At 63.4% G+C, this 16303-nt stretch carries 14 protein-coding genes and 1 pseudogene; all 15 read left to right on the top strand.

The window, feature by feature from the left end; translation table 11 throughout:
* Positions 1–134: 134 nt before the first annotated feature.
* The 15 genes and pseudogenes from V6943_RS05025 to dctM all read left to right on the top strand — a co-directional run bounded on the left by V6943_RS05025 (position 135) and on the right by dctM (position 16257).
* Positions 135–1277, top strand: coding sequence for an MlaE family ABC transporter permease (locus V6943_RS05025; RefSeq protein ID WP_445324124.1), 1143 nt, complete (start codon positions 135–137; stop codon positions 1275–1277).
* Positions 1274–2062 (top strand): ABC transporter ATP-binding protein, encoded by a 789-nt coding sequence (locus V6943_RS05020; protein WP_197445347.1) that lies wholly within the window; start codon positions 1274–1276, stop codon positions 2060–2062. The genes V6943_RS05025 and V6943_RS05020 overlap by 4 nt, the downstream gene beginning before the upstream one ends.
* Positions 2063–3001 carry an MlaD family protein gene (locus V6943_RS05015; RefSeq protein ID WP_197445348.1) on the top strand — a complete coding sequence of 313 codons (939 nt, stop codon included), beginning with the start codon at positions 2063–2065 and terminating at the stop codon, positions 2999–3001. It begins immediately after the preceding gene.
* Complete coding sequence (locus V6943_RS05010) at positions 2998–3624, top strand: ABC-type transport auxiliary lipoprotein family protein (protein ID WP_340552779.1); 627 nt, start codon at positions 2998–3000, stop codon at positions 3622–3624. The genes V6943_RS05015 and V6943_RS05010 overlap by 4 nt, the downstream gene beginning before the upstream one ends.
* A gap of 162 nt (positions 3625–3786) precedes the next feature.
* A pseudogene (locus V6943_RS20365) lies at positions 3787–4809 on the top strand (HAMP domain-containing protein); the annotation flags it as partial.
* A gap of 153 nt (positions 4810–4962) precedes the next feature.
* A complete protein-coding gene (locus V6943_RS20360; protein WP_374105196.1) occupies positions 4963–5667 on the top strand; it encodes a methyl-accepting chemotaxis protein in 705 nt (234 codons plus the stop codon).
* 365 nt (positions 5668–6032) lie between these two features.
* The gene (gene rfbB / locus V6943_RS05000) at positions 6033–7103 is read left to right on the top strand and encodes a dTDP-glucose 4,6-dehydratase (RefSeq protein ID WP_181103256.1); all 1071 of its coding nucleotides are present in this window, start codon (positions 6033–6035) and stop codon (positions 7101–7103) included.
* Positions 7100–7972, top strand: a complete 873-nt coding sequence (gene rfbA, locus V6943_RS04995; RefSeq protein WP_131649050.1) for a glucose-1-phosphate thymidylyltransferase RfbA — start codon at positions 7100–7102, stop codon at positions 7970–7972. The genes rfbB and rfbA overlap by 4 nt, the downstream gene beginning before the upstream one ends.
* Positions 7969–8514, top strand: coding sequence for a dTDP-4-dehydrorhamnose 3,5-epimerase (gene rfbC / locus V6943_RS04990; protein WP_131649051.1), 546 nt, complete (start codon positions 7969–7971; stop codon positions 8512–8514). Before rfbA ends, rfbC begins: the two co-directional genes overlap by 4 nt.
* A complete protein-coding gene (rfbD, locus tag V6943_RS04985) occupies positions 8511–9422 on the top strand; it encodes a dTDP-4-dehydrorhamnose reductase (RefSeq protein WP_340552777.1) in 912 nt (303 codons plus the stop codon). Before rfbC ends, rfbD begins: the two co-directional genes overlap by 4 nt.
* 132 nt (positions 9423–9554) lie before the next feature.
* Entirely contained in the window at positions 9555–11354 is a 1800-nt protein-coding gene (locus V6943_RS04980) for a sensor histidine kinase (protein ID WP_340552776.1), read from the top strand.
* A 1-nt stretch (position 11355) separates the two neighbouring features.
* Positions 11356–12747, top strand: coding sequence for a sigma-54-dependent transcriptional regulator (locus tag V6943_RS04975; protein WP_131649054.1), 1392 nt, complete (start codon positions 11356–11358; stop codon positions 12745–12747).
* 375 nt (positions 12748–13122) lie between these two features.
* Positions 13123–14115, top strand: a complete 993-nt coding sequence (gene dctP / locus V6943_RS04970; protein WP_131649055.1) for a C4-dicarboxylate TRAP substrate-binding protein DctP — start codon at positions 13123–13125, stop codon at positions 14113–14115.
* Between the two features lie 235 nt (positions 14116–14350).
* The gene (locus V6943_RS04965) at positions 14351–14977 is read left to right on the top strand and encodes a TRAP transporter small permease (RefSeq protein WP_131649056.1); all 627 of its coding nucleotides are present in this window, start codon (positions 14351–14353) and stop codon (positions 14975–14977) included.
* Entirely contained in the window at positions 14977–16257 is a 1281-nt protein-coding gene (dctM, locus tag V6943_RS04960; RefSeq protein WP_131649057.1) for a C4-dicarboxylate TRAP transporter large permease protein DctM, read from the top strand. Before V6943_RS04965 ends, dctM begins: the two co-directional genes overlap by 1 nt.
* Positions 16258–16303: the final 46 nt, after the last annotated feature.

Genomic DNA, 16303 nt, shown 5'->3' with positions numbered 1-16303 from the left:
TCGTGTGCACCGCCCATTCATTCGGCTGTGCCGCCAAATTAAACCGAACCGCGCTGGCAGAGTCCCAACTGTTAGGATCGTCAAAAGCCGCGGCGCCCGGGCACTCGCTCCGACGCCATCGCATACGGATAAGAATATTGACTCAACCGACGTCTACGCCCGGCAGTTTGCAGCGTCACCCGAACAGCGACACGCTGGTGATCGGAGGCGATTGGACGCTGCAGCATTACGCGGCGCTGCGGCGTGAAGTCGAACAGGCACGCCGTCAGGGCAGTGACGCCGATTGCATCGAGCTCGACGCCATCGGCGAGCTAGACACCGCCGGCGCCGGGCTGTTGGTCGAATTGCTCGGCCCGACACGCATCGCCAGCCTGCCGGAATGGGCGCCGCGACTGCCGCCGGAACGCCAGGCGCTGTTGCAGACCGTCGCCGCCGCGCTGGATCAACCGCAAGCCAAACAGGAACCAGAGACTAACGGGCTGGCCGACGTGCTGGCGCATATCGGGCGCAGCGTAGCCGGCGTCTGGAACCAGCAACGCACCCTGCTCGGTTTCGTCGGCCTGACGCTGCAGACGCTGTTCACCGTCATCCTCAACCCGCGGCGCTGGCGCATCACCTCGCTGGTCGCGCATATCGAGCAGACCGGGCTGGACGCCATTCCCATCGTCGCCCTGCTGACCTTTCTGGTCGGCGCGGTGGTGGCTTTCCTCGGCGCCACGGTATTGGCCGATTTCGGCGCGACCATCTACACGGTCAATCTGGTGGCCTTTTCCTTCCTGCGCGAATTCGGCGTGCTGCTCGCCGCGATCCTGCTCGCCGGGCGCACCGCCAGCGCCTTCGCCGCGCAGATCGGCGCGATGAAGGCAAACGAGGAAATCGACGCCATCCGCGCCATCGGCCTAAGTCCCGTCGAGCTGCTAGTGCTGCCGCGGGTCCTTGCAATGCTGATCACCCTGCCGATTCTGACCTTCATCGGCATGCTCAGCGGCATCGTCGGCGGGCTGGTGGTCTGTTCGCTGGCGCTGGATATCTCGCCGGCGATGTTCTTCACCATTCTGCAGCGAGACATTTCCATCAACCACTTTCTGGTCGGCCTGGGCAAGGCACCTGTATTCGCCTTCCTGATCGCGGTGATCGGCTGCCTGGAAGGCTTCAAGGCCAGCGGTAGCGCGCAGTCGGTGGGCGAACACACCACCTCCAGCGTGGTGCAGTCGATCTTCATGGTGATCCTGCTCGACGCCATCGCCGCGCTGTTCTTCATGGAGATGGGCTGGTGAGATCGGAAGAACCCGTCATCCAGGTCCGGGGCCTGGTCAACCGCTTCGGCAGCCAGGCGGTGCACGTCAATCTCGACCTGGATATCCGTCGCGGCGAAATTCTCGGTGTGGTCGGCGGCTCCGGCACCGGCAAGTCGGTGCTGCTGCGCAGCATCGTCGGCCTGCGCCAGCCCAACGCCGGCAGCGTCAAGGTGTTCGGCGAGAACCTGCTGAAGCTCTCGACGGAGCGCCGCTCGGAGATCGAGCGGCGCTTCGGCGTGCTGTTTCAGCGCGGCGCCCTGTTCACCTCGCTTAACCTGCAGGAAAACGTCGCGCTGCCGCTGATCGAACACGCCGGGCTCAAGCGCGCCGATGCCGAGCATCTGGCGCGGCAGAAGCTGGCGCTGGCCGGGCTGCCGCCCGACGCCGCCTGCAAGTATCCCGACGAGCTGTCCGGCGGCATGGTCAAGCGCGCCGCACTGGCCCGCGCCCTGGCGCTCGATCCGGAAGTACTGTTTCTCGACGAGCCCACCGCCGGCCTCGATCCCATCGGCGCAGCGGCCTTCGACCAGTTGATCCTGACCCTGCGCGATGCGCTGGGTTTCAGCGTGTTTCTGGTCACCCACGATCTGGATACGCTCTACACCATCTGCGACCGCGTCGCGGTGCTGGCGCAGAAGCGGGTGCTGGCGGTCGATACCTTGGAAGCGGTTGCTGCCACCGACGACGACTGGATTCGCGATTATTTCCACGGCCCACGTGGCCGCGCCGCGCAGGATGCCGCGCAAAAGTTGGAGACGCCCTAAATGGAAACCCGTGCCCATCATGTTCTGATCGGATTATTCACCGTGGTCGCGGTCGGCTGCGCGCTGCTCTTCGCGCTGTGGCTGGGCAAGTCCAGCATGGACCGCGAATATAGCTATTACGATATCGGCTTCAGCCAGGCGGTCAGTGGGCTGTCCAGCGGTAGCTCGGTGGAATACAGCGGCATCAAGGTCGGCGATGTCACCGACCTGTGGCTCGACCCCGAAGACCCGCGCAAAGTCCGCGCGCGCATTCGCGTCTACGGCGGCACACCGATCAAGACCGACACTCAGGCGCGGCTGGCACTGGCCAACATCACCGGCAGCATGATCATCCAGTTGCACGGCGGCAAGCCGGACAGCCCGCGCCTTGAAGGCAGCCGGGCTGAGCCGCCACTGATCATCGCCGACCCGTCGCCACTCAGCGCGCTGCTGGAAAACGGCGAAGACCTGATGAGCAACATCAACAATCTGCTGCTCAGCGCCAACAAGATCTTTTCCGAAGAAAATACCGACCGTCTCAGCCGCACGCTGGAGCACCTGGAACAGGCGACCAGCGTGCTGTCCGAACAGCGCGGTGACCTGGCCCAGACGCTGCAGCAATTCAATCAACTGAGCCAGCAAGCCAATACCGTCATGGGCGAACTGTCGAGCCTGGCGCGCAACGCCAACGGCCTGCTCGACGATCAGGGCCGCAGCGTGCTGGACAGTGCCGAGCGGTCGATGAGCGCGCTGGATCGCACCACCTCCCGCCTGGATACGCTGCTCGAAGAAAACCAGGGTGCGTTGAACAATGGCATGCAGGGTTTCAACGACCTCGGCCCGGCGATCAACGAGCTGCGCAGCACGCTCGGTGCGTTGCGCCGGGTGACCCAGCGCCTGGAAGACAACCCGAGTGGCTTCCTGCTCGGCCGCGACAAACTGCAGGAGTTCACCCCATGAGCCTTCGCCAAACCTCGCTCCGCCTCGCCCTGTCCGGACTGATCATGGCGCTCGCGGCGTGTTCGATCCTGCCTGAGTCCGAAATCCTGCGGATCTTCCTGCTGCCAACCGCGACGACTTCTCAACAGCCCCGCGAGCCGGAGCTGCAGCACGCGCTGCGCATCAATACTCCGCAGGCCAGCCGCATCCTTTCCAGCTCAAGGATCGCCGTGGTGCCGCAAGGCAACCAGATCAGCGCCTATCGGGGTGCTCGCTGGAGCGATGCGGCGCCGATGCTGCTGCGCGATCGCCTGATCGAAGCCTTCCAGCGCGACGGGCGCATGCCTTCGGTGAGCAATGAAGAAGTGAACCTCTACGCCGATCTTGGCCTGCACAGCGATCTGCGCGCTTTTCAAACCGAATACATCGACGGCGAGCCGCAGATAGTGATCCGTCTCGATGCGCGCCTGGTGAACCTGCACGATCAGCACACTCTATCCAGTCGACGCTTCGAAGTCCGCCAGCCCAGCGCCGACCCCAGCCTGGAAAGCGTGGTCGAGGCGTTCGGCCAGGCCAGCGACACGCTGAGCCGCGAGGTGCTCGAATGGACCCTTTCCCACGCACGGCAGCTGCCGCAAGGCTGAGGCGCCTCCGCTACCCTGCTTGTAACGGCGGTTTGTGCCCCGAGCATGACCCGCCCGTCCCTACCATTCATCGCACCAGCTACAGCTCGCGCGCGGCCCGACGATAACAGCCGGTCAGTGCCTCTTTTCAATCGGGGCCGTATCAGCTTTTGAAGGTGTTCCATGTCGCTGTCACTGCGAAAGAAAATCGTGCTCTCCGCCTGCGCCGCAGTGCTGCTCGCCGGCACCAGCCAGTTGTCGCTGAACTTCATCGAGAGCCGCAAGAGTCTGGAGAGCCATATCGCCGAGCAAGTCGCAATCGCCAGCAAGACCTTCAGCGCCAGCGTGCGCTACTGGCTGCAGAGCAAGGAAGCGGCGCTGCTGTCCGTACCGGTCGACGAAACGTCGGGTCTGCAGGGTGCGCTGGTGCAGGCGAAGGTCGCCGGCGGATTCGAGAACGTGTTCTTCGCTCGTGCCGACGGCAGCCAGATCAACGCCGACCAGGTCAGCCTGCCGGCGGACAACAACGATCCGCGCCGCTGGAAGTGGTATCAGCAAGCGCTGCTGACGCCGAGCGAGGTCTACATTTCCACACCCAGCGTGGCGGCGGCGACCGGCCAGTTCGTGCTTTCGCTGGGGCGTACCCTGCAGCACAACGGGCAGGCGCTCGGTGTCCTGGGTGCCGACGTCGGCATGGGCGAGATTCTCGATCAGTTGAAGCAGATCGAACTCCCCGGCGAGGGTCTGGCGTTCTTCATCGACAAGCAGGGCACCGTGCTTGGCCACCCGGACAGCGCTTACCTGGATAAGAAGGTCACGGCCCTCTATCCGGCGCTGGATCAGGCGACGCTCGCCGGCCTGGTTGCCCACAGTGGCACGCGGCACCTGCTCGATGGCGACGGCAAGCGTCTGTACGCCGCGCCGATCGGCCATGCCGATCAGGTGCTGGTCATGGTGTTGGACGACGCCGTGCTAGCGGCGCCGCTGTATCGCCAGCTGTGGACGGGCCTCGCCGCCTTCGGCGTGATACTGATTATCTCGCTGACCGCCATCGGCCTGCTGTGCAGCTGGCTGCTGCGGCCGCTCGGCGTGGTCTCCGCGGGCCTGCAGGTAATCGCCGACGGCAACGGCGATCTGACCCAGCGCATCCCCGAAGCGAGCAACGACGAGTTGGGCAGCCTTGCTCGGCATTTCAACCAGTTCGTCGGCAGCCTGCATACGCTGGTCGGTCACATTCGCCGTCACGCTGAAGACATTGGTAGCGAGTCCGGTGACGTGCTGCAGCGCAGCAGCCTGTCGGTCGCCGAACTTGGGCGCTTGCAGCAGGAGCTGGCGCTGGTTGCCACAGCGGTGACCGAGATGGCCTCGGCCACCCAGGAAATCGCCGGCAATGCCGAGCGCACCGCGCAGTCGGCGCAGCAATCGACGTATAACAGCCAGCAGGGGCTGGAATTGGTGCGCAATACCCAGCGCTCGATCACTGGCCTGGCCGATGAGGTCGCGCAGGCTACCGGTGTGATTGCCGAGCTGAGCCAGCACTCGCAGTCGATCTCCGGCGTGCTGGCCAGCATTCAGGGCATCGCCGAGCAGACCAACCTGCTGGCGCTAAACGCCGCGATCGAAGCCGCGCGCGCCGGCGAACAGGGCCGTGGATTCGCCGTGGTGGCCGACGAGGTGCGGGTGCTGTCGCAGCGCACGCATGCCTCGACGCAGGAAATCCAGGCGACCATCGCCACCTTCCAGCGCATCACCCAGAGCGCTGTGGACAAGATGGACAGCAGCCGCGCGCTGGCCGAACGCAGCGTGAACGACGCTCAGCAGGCGTCCGCCGCGCTGGAGGAAATCACCCAGGCGGCGCAGCAGATTTCCGATATGTCCATGCAGATCGCCGCCGCAGCCGAGGAGCAGTCCGCCGTCACCGAGGAGATCACCCGCAACGTGGTGACCATCAAGTCGCTGGGCGACACCCTGGCCACCAACTCGGTGGAAGGCGAACGGCAGGCGCACCTGCTGCAAGGGCATGCCAGCGAGCTGAACGACAAGGTCGGTCGCTTCATTCTCTGAGACGCTCCTCTTATGAGCGAGCCCGAACGGCGTCAGACTCCGTCTTCGGGCCGTCTCGGCGAACGGCACGCCCGAAGCCGGGCGTGCTCTTTGCCACTAATGTCTCCGACCTTCCTTTGCATCGCCACGCGCGTTGAACGAGCCAGGCGAGCCCTAGCGCAATATACGCACCCCTAGTCGCCATCTTGGTCGCTCCGCCGCGTAACGTGCCGACATCGTTGCCTGCCGAAGACGCCGGCCTCAGACTTACACCACCGCCTCACATCTCCAGACCGTGGCTGGGAATTTTTGTATTTTCAGCGGGTCTATCCTGCCGACATGCCAAGAGCCTGTTGCTCTGTAGCGCGCCAAGGAAGCCAATCATCATGCGCATTCTCGTAACCGGCGGAGCCGGATTCATCGGCTCTGCACTGATCCGTCACCTCATCCACGACACCCCGCACAGCGTCCTCAACCTGGACAAGCTGACCTATGCCGGCAACCTGGAGTCGCTGGCAGAGGTGCAGGGCAGCGATCGTTATCAATTCCTGCAAGCCGACATCGCCGATCGCGAGCGCGTGGCCGAAGCGCTGCTGGAATTCCAGCCAGACGCCATCATGCATCTGGCCGCCGAATCCCACGTCGATCGCTCCATCGACGGCCCGGCCGAATTCATCCAGACCAACATCGTCGGTACCTATCAACTGCTGGAAGCCGCCCGGGCCTACTGGCAGACGCTGCCCGAAGGCCGCCGCCAGGCCTTCCGCTTCCATCACATTTCAACCGATGAGGTGTACGGCGACCTGCACGGCGTCGACGACCTGTTCACCGAAACCACGCCCTACGCGCCCAGCTCGCCCTATTCGGCCAGCAAGGCCTCGTCCGATCACCTGGTCCGCGCCTGGCAGCGCACCTACGGCCTGCCGGTGCTGATCACCAATTGCTCGAACAATTACGGGCCGTACCATTTCCCCGAGAAGCTGATCCCGCTGGTAATCCTCAACGCGCTGGATGGCAAATCGCTGCCGGTCTACGGCGATGGCGCCCAGGTGCGTGACTGGCTGTTCGTGGAAGATCACGCCCGCGCGCTGTTCAAGGTGGTCAGCGAAGGCCAGGTCGGCGAGACCTATAACATCGGCGGTCACAACGAGCAGAAGAACATCGACGTGGTGCGTGGCATCTGCGCCCTGCTCGAAGAACTGGCGCCGCAGAAGCCGGAAGGTTTGGCGCGTTATGAGGACCTGATCACCTTCGTCAAGGACCGTCCCGGCCACGATCTGCGCTACGCCATCGACGCCAGCAAGATTGAGCGCGAGCTGGGTTGGGTCCCGCGTGAAACCTTCGAGACAGGTCTGCGCAAGACGGTCGAGTGGTACCTGAACAATCTGGAATGGTGCCGTCGCGTTCAGGACGGCAGCTATCAACGTGAGCGCCTTGGCGCGCTGGAGAACGCATGAAAGGAATCATCCTCGCCGGAGGCTCCGGCACCCGTCTGCACCCCATCACCCTGGGCGTATCCAAGCAGCTACTGCCGATCTACGACAAGCCGATGGCCTACTACCCGATCTCGGTGCTGATGCTGGCCGGGATCCGCGACATCCTGCTGATTTCCACGCCGCAGGATCTGCCGCAGTACAAGAATTTGCTGGGCGATGGCAGCCAGTTCGGCGTCAATTTCAGCTACGCCGAACAACCCTCGCCGGACGGTCTGGCCCAGGCCTTCCTGATCGGTGAAGAATTCATCGGCGACGACTCGGTGTGCCTGATCCTCGGCGACAACATCTTCCATGGTCAGCACTTCACCGAGAAGCTACAGCGCGCCTCGGCGCAGCAGAAAGGCGCCACGGTGTTCGGCTACTGGGTCAAGGACCCCGAGCGCTTCGGCGTGATCGATTTCGACGAGAACGGCAAAGCCCTGTCAATCGAAGAGAAGCCGGCGAAACCGAAGTCGAGCTACGCGGTGACCGGCCTGTACTTCTACGACAACGACGTGATCGAGATCGCCAAATCGATCAAGCCGTCGCCACGCGGCGAGCTGGAAATCACCGACGTCAACAACGCCTACCTCAAGCGCGGCGACCTGAATGTCGAGCGCTTCGGTCGCGGCTTCGCCTGGCTCGACACCGGCACCCACGACAGCCTGCTGGAAGCCTCGCAGTACGTGCAGACCATTGAGCACCGCCAGGGCCTGAAGGTCGCCTGCCTGGAAGAGATTGCCTACCAGCACAAGTGGATCGACCGCGAGCAGCTGCTGCAGCGCGCCGATGCGCTGGGCAAGACCGGCTATGGCCAATACCTGTTCAAGCTGGCGGGTGAAACCGCATGAAGATCATCGAAACCGACATTCCCGACGTGCTGATCATCGAGCCCAAGGTCTTCGGTGACGAACGCGGCTTCTTCTACGAGAGCTTCAACGCCGCGGCATTCGAAGCCGCGACGGGACTCAAGCGCACCTTCGTCCAGGACAACCATTCCAAGTCCCAGCGCGGCGTGCTGCGTGGCCTGCACTATCAAATCCAGCAGCCCCAGGGGAAGCTGGTGCGGGTCGTGGCCGGCGAAGTGTTCGACGTGGCGGTGGACCTGCGGCGCAGTTCGCCCAGTTTCGGCCGCTGGGTCGGTACCCACCTGAGCGCACAGAATCAGCGTCAGCTGTGGATTCCGGAGGGCTTCGCGCACGGCTTCGTGGTGCTCAGCGAGAGCGCCGAATTCCTCTACAAGACCACCGACTACTACGCGCCGGCCCATGAGCGCTCGTTGCTCTGGAACGATCCGCAGATCGGCATCGACTGGCCATTCAGCGAGCCGCCTCAGCTGTCACAGAAGGATATTGACGGCAAGGTACTCAGCGAGGCGGAGCTGTTCGCATGAAAATTCTCATCACCGGTAGCAGGGGGCAACTGTCTCGGGAGCTGCAACTGGCGCTCGCCGGTGAGGGAAAGGTACTCGCCCTGGGCCACAACGTACTGGACCTGGCCAAACCGGCGGAGATTCGCCGGCAGGTTCGCCTGCTGCGTCCCGACCTGATCATCAACGCGGCTGCCTATACCGCCGTAGACTCGGCGCAGGCTGATCGCGATCAGGCCTTCGCGGTGAACGCCGTCGGCCCCGGCATACTAGCCGAGGAAGCGGCCGCTCTTGGCGTGCCGCTGATTCACTACTCCACCGATTACGTCTTCGACGGTCGCAAATCCGAGCCGTATCGGGAGGAGGATCAGCCGGCCCCTCTGAGCGTGTACGGCGAGAGCAAGCTGGCCGGTGAACAGGCGGTTCAGGCGGTCGGCGGCAAGCACCTGATTCTGCGCACCAGCTGGGTCTACTCACCGCACGGTCACAACTTCTTACTGACCATGCAGCGCCTGCTGCAGGAGCGCGATTCGCTGTCGGTCGTCGACGATGAAATCGGTGCGCCGACCTGGGCCGGTACCCTCGCCACGGTCACCGCCGAGCTGGTGCGCAAATGGCGCAACGGCAGCGGCGGCCCCAGCGGGCTCTATCACCTGACCGCCAACGGCGAGACTTCCTGGTACGGCTTCGCCTGCAGCATCGCCGAACACCTGAGCCAGCAGGGCCGCCTGCGCGCCAGCCTCGAACCCATCCTGTCCAGCGACTACCCCACCGCCGCTCAGCGCCCGCTCAATTCGCGCCTCAACTGCTCACGCTTGCAGCGCGACTGGAACATCGAATTGCCAGACTGGGAGGACGCCTTGCATCAGTGCCTGAACAGCCCGCGCAACGCGCAGACCGGACAAGACGCCGTCGCTGCGCAGAACGTCTGATTCCGGATCGAAACCAAGCGACGGCACCTGCGGTGCTGTTCGAGTCCCTGACGCGCATGTCCCAAACGGGCACGTCCCTAACGCGCAAGGTCTGAACGTGCATAATGTCGCCCGGACAACAGGCACGTACGCATGACCCCATCCCTTTCTACTCGCCGCCCACGCTGGCGCAACCTGGCGTTGCTAGCGCTGCTGCTCGCGCCATTGCTCTGGCCATTGCAGCAGCTGACCGAGCGCTACTACCGCAACGAGCTGATCGAGCAGAACCGCCAGACGCTGGATCTCTACGTCGCCAACCTGCTCGGTACCCTGCGCCGCTACGAAGTCCTGCCGCGCATTCTGGGCGACCTGCCGGACCTGCGCAGCCTGCTGCGCGACGGCCAGAGCCCGGCCCTGATCGACCGGGCCAATCGTCTGCTGAACCGGCTGCGCCAGCAGACCGGCGCCGACGTCATCTACCTGATGGACACCAACGGCCAGACCCTGGCGACCTCGAATTGGAATGCCGAAGACAGCTTCATCGGCCGCAACTTCGCCTTCCGTCCGTATTTCCGCCAGGCCATGGACGGCCACCTTGGGCGCTTCTACGGCCTGGGCAACACCTCCGGCAAGCGCGGCTACTATTTCGGGGCGCCGGTGCGCGACAGCGAGGGAATTATTGGTGTGCTGGTGGTCAAGGTCGATCTGGACCACACCGAAACGCTCTGGGGCAATACGCCCGAGCAATTGCTGGTCACCGACAATTTCGGCGTGGTCATCCTTACCTCTCGGCCTGACTGGCGGTTTCGCGCCAGCCGCGCCCTGGATGCCGAAGAGCGCGAGCAGATCGCCTTCGACCAGCCCTACCCCACGATCACGCCACAGAACCTGACGCTGGACATCGAACGCTGGCTGATCCAGAGCCGCGAGCTGAAGGAAACCGGCTGGACGGTCCGCATCCTGGCACCCATCAACCTGGTTGAGCGCCCGGTGCGCACCGTGGTCGCCATCGGTGGCGCAACCCTCGCCGCGCTGCTACTGCTGCTCGGCCTGTGGATGCAGCGGCGGCGCCACTTGCTGGAACGCATCGCCCTGGATGCCAAGGCCCGGCAGCAGCTCGAACAGCGCGTGCAGGAGCGGACGCGGGATCTGGAAGCGCTCAACAGCCGGCTCAAGCAGGAAGTGCTCGAACGCGAGCAGGCCCAGCAGGAACTGGTCCGTGCTCAGGACGAGCTGCTGCAGGCCGGCAAACTGTCGGCGCTGGGCACCATGTCGGCCAGCATCAGCCATGAACTCAACCAGCCGCTGGGCGCCATCCGCAGCTATGCCGACAACGCCGGTGTGCTGCTCGATCATCAGCGCAACGAGGAGGCTCGCGACAATCTCAGGCTGATCAGCGAGCTCACCGCGCGGATGGCCTCGATCATCGCTCACCTGCGTGCCTTCGCCCGGCGCGACCGCCATGCGCCGGAACGGGTTGCCCTGCAACCGGCACTGGACGATGCCCTGGCACTACTGGCCAAACGTCGCCAGGCGATGGGCGTCGAACTGATCCGCGACATGCCCGACGCAACCCTCTGGGTTCAGGCGGGCGAGACACGGCTGCGGCAGATTCTGTCCAATCTGCTGGCCAACGCCCTCGACGCGCTCAACGAGCGACCCCCGGTGCGGCGCATCTGGCTGCGCGCCGAACGCACGGATGATGGCGTGCTGCTGACCCTGCGGGACAACGGTCCGGGGTTTACCGCCGCGGCGCTGGAGCGCGCCCGAGAACCCTTTTTCACCACCAAGACAAGCGCCCAGGGCCTGGGGCTCGGTTTGGCCATCTGCGATACCCTGACGCGCGCCCTGGACGGCGAGCTGAAGATGGCCAACCATCCCGAAGGCGGCGCCCAGCTCAGTCTCTATCTGCGATCCGCCGATCCTGGCATCGCCTTCCCCAGCGAGGACTAGCATGACCAGCCAGATCGACCCGCAGTTTCAGGTAGTCCTGGTCGATGACGATCCCCATCTGCGCAAGGCGCTGAGCCAAACGCTCGACCTCGCCGGGCTCAAGGTCCTCAGCCTGGGCGATGCGCGCGGCCTGTCGACCCTGCTGCCGGTTAACTGGCCCGGCGTGGTGGTTACCGACATCCGCATGCCCGGTCTCGATGGCCTCGAACTTCAGCAGCAGTTACATGCTCTCGACAGCGAGCTGCCGGTTCTGCTGATCACCGGCCATGGCGACGTTCAGCTGGCCGTGCAGGCGATGCGTGCCGGTGCCTACGATTTTCTCGAGAAACCCTTCCCCAGCGAGGCGCTGCTCGACAGCGTGCGTCGCGCCCTGGCCCTGCGTCAGCTGGTACTCGACAACCGCAGCCTGCGTCTGGCACTGGCCGACCGGCAGCAGCTTTCGATGCGTCTGCTCGGTCAATCGCCGGCCATGCAGCGCCTGCGAGAACAGATCGGTGCGCTCGCCGGCACCCAGGCCGACGTACTGATCCTTGGCGAAACCGGTGCTGGCAAGGAGGTGGTGGCACGCGCGCTACACGACTTGTCCAGTCGCCGCGGTGGTCCTTTCGTCGCAATCAACGCCGGCGCACTGGCCGAGTCGGTGGTCGAAAGCGAACTCTTCGGTCACGAGGCGGGCGCTTTCACCGGCGCGCAGAAGCGCCGCATCGGCAAATTCGAATTCGCCAATGGCGGCACCCTGTTCCTCGACGAAATCGAAAGCATGAGCCTGGACGTGCAGGTCAAACTGCTGCGCATGCTGCAGGAGCGGGTCGTCGAGCGACTGGGTGGCAATCAGATGATCCCACTCGACATCCGTGTCATCGCCGCGACCAAGGAAGACCTTCGCCAGGCGTCCGATCAGGGCCGTTTCCGCGCCGACCTCTATTACCGGCTGAACGTCGCGCCGCTGCGCATCCCGCCGTTGCGCGAGCGCAGCGAGGACCTGCTGTTCCTGTTCCAGCATTTTGCGGAGACCGCCGCGAACCGCCACGGGCTGCCGATCCGCGAACTGCGCCCGGAGCAGCGCGCGCAGTTGCTCAGACATCCATGGCCGGGCAACGTCCGCGAGCTGCAAAACACCGCCGAGCGCTTCGCCCTGGGGTTGGAACTGGGCCTCGATGATCGAGCCCGGCTTGCCGACGGCACGGCTGACGCGACGGGCAATGCGCTCAACGAGCAGGTCGATGCCTTCGAACGCGCGCTGATCGCCGCCGAGCTGGCGCGACCGCACGGCTCGTTGCGCAGCGTCGCCGAGGCCCTCGGTCTGCCGCGCAAGACGCTGCACGACAAGCTGCGCAAGCATGGACTGGTCTTCAGTGATACTGGCGGAACCTCGCCGGACGACGGCGAATAGCTGGCGGATTTCCGCCAGCGTGCTGTGCGCCAGTTCACAACGGACGTATCCAAGACTGGGTTGCCACGCCGCTGCAACAGTTGCCTGGGCTAGATAACCCGCGCCGCCGAACCCGTCCCGAATCCTCAAAAGCTACGAGATAGACATGTCGGCCTGAGAAATATTCGTCAGCATTTCGCCACTACACCAGTAAACTCTCGCACCGCGAGACAGGTGCGTGCTTCTGGCACAGCACTTGCTCTCGCTAATCCATGAGCCGGCAAGCGAGCCTAGCGCGCAGCGATTTTTTCAATGACGCCTAGACTGGTCTTGCTGACTTCACCGAGTTGCCTCGCCAACGCGGCGGCTCAATCCACAACAAGAGGAAACACAACAATGTTCAAGCTGACTGCCACGGCGCTTGCCTGCGCTCTGTCACTGGGTATCGCAGGTCTGGCCCAGGCCGCTGATCCGATCACGATCAAATTCTCCCACGTGGTCGCCGACAACACGCCGAAAGGCCAGGGCGCCAACCTGTTCAAGAAGCTGGTAGAGGAGCGTCTGCCCGGCAAGGTCGAAGTTCAGGTCTACCCGAACTCCTCGCTGTTCGGTGATGGCAAGGAAATGGAAGCCCTGCTGCTGGGCGACGTGCAGCTGATCGCACCGTCGCTGGCCAAGTTCGAGCATTACTCCAAGGGCGTCCAGGTATTCGACCTGCCGTTCCTGTTCGACGACATCCAGGCGGTAGACCGCTTCCAGCAGAGCGAAGCCGGCCAGGGCCTGCTGCGCTCCATGGAAGACAAGAACATCACCGGTCTGGGCTACTGGCACAACGGCATGAAGCAGCTGTCGGCCAACAAGGAACTGCGCGAACCGAAAGACGCCCGTGGTATGAAGTTCCGCGTTCAGGCTTCCGCCGTACTCGACGAGCAATTCAAAGCCCTGCGCGCCAACCCGCGCAAGATGAGCTTCGCCGAGGTTTATCAGGGTCTGCAGACTGGCGTGGTCAACGGTGCCGAGAACCCCTACTCGAACATCTACTCGCAGAAAATGCATGAAGTGCAGAAGCACATCACCGAGTCCGACCACGGTCTGCTCGACTACATGCTGATCACCAACACCAAGTTCTGGAACGGCCTGCCCGACGATGTTCGCGGCGAGCTGGAAAGTATCCTGGCCGAGGTGACCGTAGAGGTGAACAAGCAAGCCGACGCGCTGAACCAGAAAGCCAAGCAGGACATTCTGGCTGCCGGTACTACCGAGATTCTGGTGCTGACTCCGGAAGAGCGTGCTAAGTGGCGCGAAGCCATGAAGCCGGTCTGGAAGAAGTTCGAGAACGAAATCGGTGCTGACCTGATCAAGGCCGCCGAAGCGTCCAACGCTCAGTAAGCCTGAAGAGAGGGCGGGCACAACTCGCCCTCTCCGTTGCGACAGCTACAACACCGATAGATCAGTGAAAAAAGAACCCGACCAGGCAGTCATCGAGGCAAGGCGATCCCGAGCCTGAGGTCTGGACGAAAACAAGCGTTTTTCATTGCTCTATAAACCGGTCACCACACCGGCTCATGGCGAACGTTCTGTACGCCCGTCAAAACAAAATGCATTCCATCGGGAGATGTCATCCATGAACGCCCTCCGGCGCGTCTGGGACCACTTCGAGGAGGCCTTCATCGCCTTCCTGTTGGCCGCCATGACGCTGGTGACCTTTGTTTATGTGGTCCTGAACAACCTCTACACCATTTTCTACAGCCTCGCGGACAGCTTTCCAGCGGCTGAAGACTTCTTCTTCGCCATCGGCGATTTCGTCATCGGACTGGCCCAGTCGATGACGTGGAGCACCGCGTTGACCAAGGCGCTGTTCGCCTGGCTGATCTTTACCGGCCTCGCCTACGGCGTACGCACAGCTGGCCATATCGGTGTCGATGCGCTGGTCAAGCTCGCGTCGCGCCCGGTACAGCGCTACATCAGCATCGTCGCCTGCCTGTTCTGCCTGGGTTACGCCGGCCTGATGACGGTGGCCAGTTTCGAATGGATCCAGGCGTTGTTCGTCGCCAACATCGGCGCCGAAGACCTTGGCCATATCGGCGTCAAGCAGTGGCATATCGGCATGATCGTGCCCATTGGTTTTGCCATGGTGTTCATCCGTTTCGTTGAAATCTTCGTGCGCATCCTGCGTAACGAACAAACCGGGCTGGGACTCGCCGATGAGGCCGCCGAGGCGCTTAAGCTCGGTGAAGAGGAGCCGAAATAATGACTATCCTGTTCCTCTTCGTGGCGCTGTTCGCGCTGATGTTCATCGGCGTGCCGGTGGCCATTTCTCTCGGCCTGGCCGGCTCGCTGACCATCCTGCTGTTCAGCCCGGACTCGGTTACCTCACTGGCGATCAAGCTGTTCGAGACCTCCGAGCACTACACGCTGCTGGCCATTCCGTTCTTCCTGCTGGCCGGCGCCTTCATGACCACCGGTGGCGTGGCGCGTCGCCTGATCGATTTCGCTAACGCCACTGTCGGTCACATCCGTGGTGGTCTGGCCATCGGTGCGGTAATGGCATGCATGCTGTTCGCCGCGCTCTCGGGTTCGTCGCCTGCGACCGTAGCGGCCGTGGGTTCCATCGCCATCGCCGGCATGGTCCGCTCTGGCTACCCGCAGGCGTTCGGCGCTGGCATCGTCTGTAACGCCGGTACGCTGGGCATCCTGATCCCGCCGTCGATCGTCATGGTGGTCTACGCCGCCGCGACCGAAACCTCGGTAGGCAAGCTGTTCATGGCTGGTGTGGTCCCGGGCATTCTGCTTGGCGTCGCACTGATGGCCGCGATCTACATCATCGCGGTGAAGAAGAACCTTCCGGCAATGCCGCGCGCGACCTTCCGCGAGTGGCTGTCGTCGGCACGCAAGGCGCTCTGGGGCCTGCTGCTGATGGTGATTATCCTCGGCGGCATTTACTCCGGTATGTTCACACCGACCGAAGCGGCTGCGGTGGCTGCGGTGTATTCCGCCTTCATCGCGCTGTTCGTCTACAAGGACATCACTATCCGCGATTGCCCGAAAGTGCTGCTGGAGTCGGGCAAGCTCACCATCATGCTGATGTTCATCATCGCCAATGCGATGCTGTTCGCCCACGTGCTGACCACCGAGCAGATCCCGCAACAGATCACCGCCATGGTGCTCGAGGCAGGTCTGCAGCCTTGGATGTTCCTGCTGGTGGTAAACATCGTGCTGCTGGTTGCCGGTGCCTTCATGGAGCCGTCTGCGATCATCCTGATCCTGGCGCCGATCCTGTTCCCGATCGCCGTGCAGCTGGGCATCGACCCGATCCACCTGGGCATCATCATGGTGGTGAACATGGAGATCGGTCTGATCACGCCGCCAGTGGGGCTGAACCTGTTCGTCGCCTCGGCCGTGACCGGCATGCCGGTGACTCAGGTAATCCGTGCAGTCATGCCATGGCTCGCGATGATGCTGGCTTTCTTGATCCTCATCACCTACGTGCCGTCCATCTCGCTCGGTCTGCCGAACTTGTTGGGAATGTAACCGCTCCAGACGCATCCAGCCCGGCCTTGTGCCGGGCTTTTTTGTG

It is taken from the genome of Pseudomonas sp. CBC3, assembly GCF_037967085.1.
In the GTDB taxonomy this organism is placed as follows: domain Bacteria; phylum Pseudomonadota; class Gammaproteobacteria; order Pseudomonadales; family Pseudomonadaceae; genus Stutzerimonas.
Note: the sequence above shows the minus strand (reverse complement) of the source record. Positions and strands in the feature narration are given on the sequence as shown.

Excerpts from the sequence above, each read along its gene's own strand:
- V6943_RS05015 (WP_197445348.1), top strand. The coding sequence starts at position 2,063 with ATGGAAACCCGTGCCCATCATGTTCTGATCGGATTATTCACCGTGGTC.
- V6943_RS05010 (WP_340552779.1), top strand. The coding sequence starts at position 2,998 with ATGAGCCTTCGCCAAACCTCGCTCCGCCTCGCCCTGTCCGGACTGATC.
- V6943_RS20360 (WP_374105196.1), top strand. The coding sequence starts at position 4,963 with ATGGCCTCGGCCACCCAGGAAATCGCCGGCAATGCCGAGCGCACCGCG.
- rfbB (WP_181103256.1), top strand. The coding sequence starts at position 6,033 with ATGCGCATTCTCGTAACCGGCGGAGCCGGATTCATCGGCTCTGCACTG.
- rfbA (WP_131649050.1), top strand. The coding sequence starts at position 7,100 with ATGAAAGGAATCATCCTCGCCGGAGGCTCCGGCACCCGTCTGCACCCC.
- rfbC (WP_131649051.1), top strand. The coding sequence starts at position 7,969 with ATGAAGATCATCGAAACCGACATTCCCGACGTGCTGATCATCGAGCCC.
- rfbD (WP_340552777.1), top strand. The coding sequence starts at position 8,511 with ATGAAAATTCTCATCACCGGTAGCAGGGGGCAACTGTCTCGGGAGCTG.
- V6943_RS04980 (WP_340552776.1), top strand. The coding sequence starts at position 9,555 with ATGACCCCATCCCTTTCTACTCGCCGCCCACGCTGGCGCAACCTGGCG.
- V6943_RS04975 (WP_131649054.1), top strand. The coding sequence starts at position 11,356 with ATGACCAGCCAGATCGACCCGCAGTTTCAGGTAGTCCTGGTCGATGAC.
- dctP (WP_131649055.1), top strand. The coding sequence starts at position 13,123 with ATGTTCAAGCTGACTGCCACGGCGCTTGCCTGCGCTCTGTCACTGGGT.
- V6943_RS04965 (WP_131649056.1), top strand. The coding sequence starts at position 14,351 with ATGAACGCCCTCCGGCGCGTCTGGGACCACTTCGAGGAGGCCTTCATC.
- dctM (WP_131649057.1), top strand. The coding sequence starts at position 14,977 with ATGACTATCCTGTTCCTCTTCGTGGCGCTGTTCGCGCTGATGTTCATC.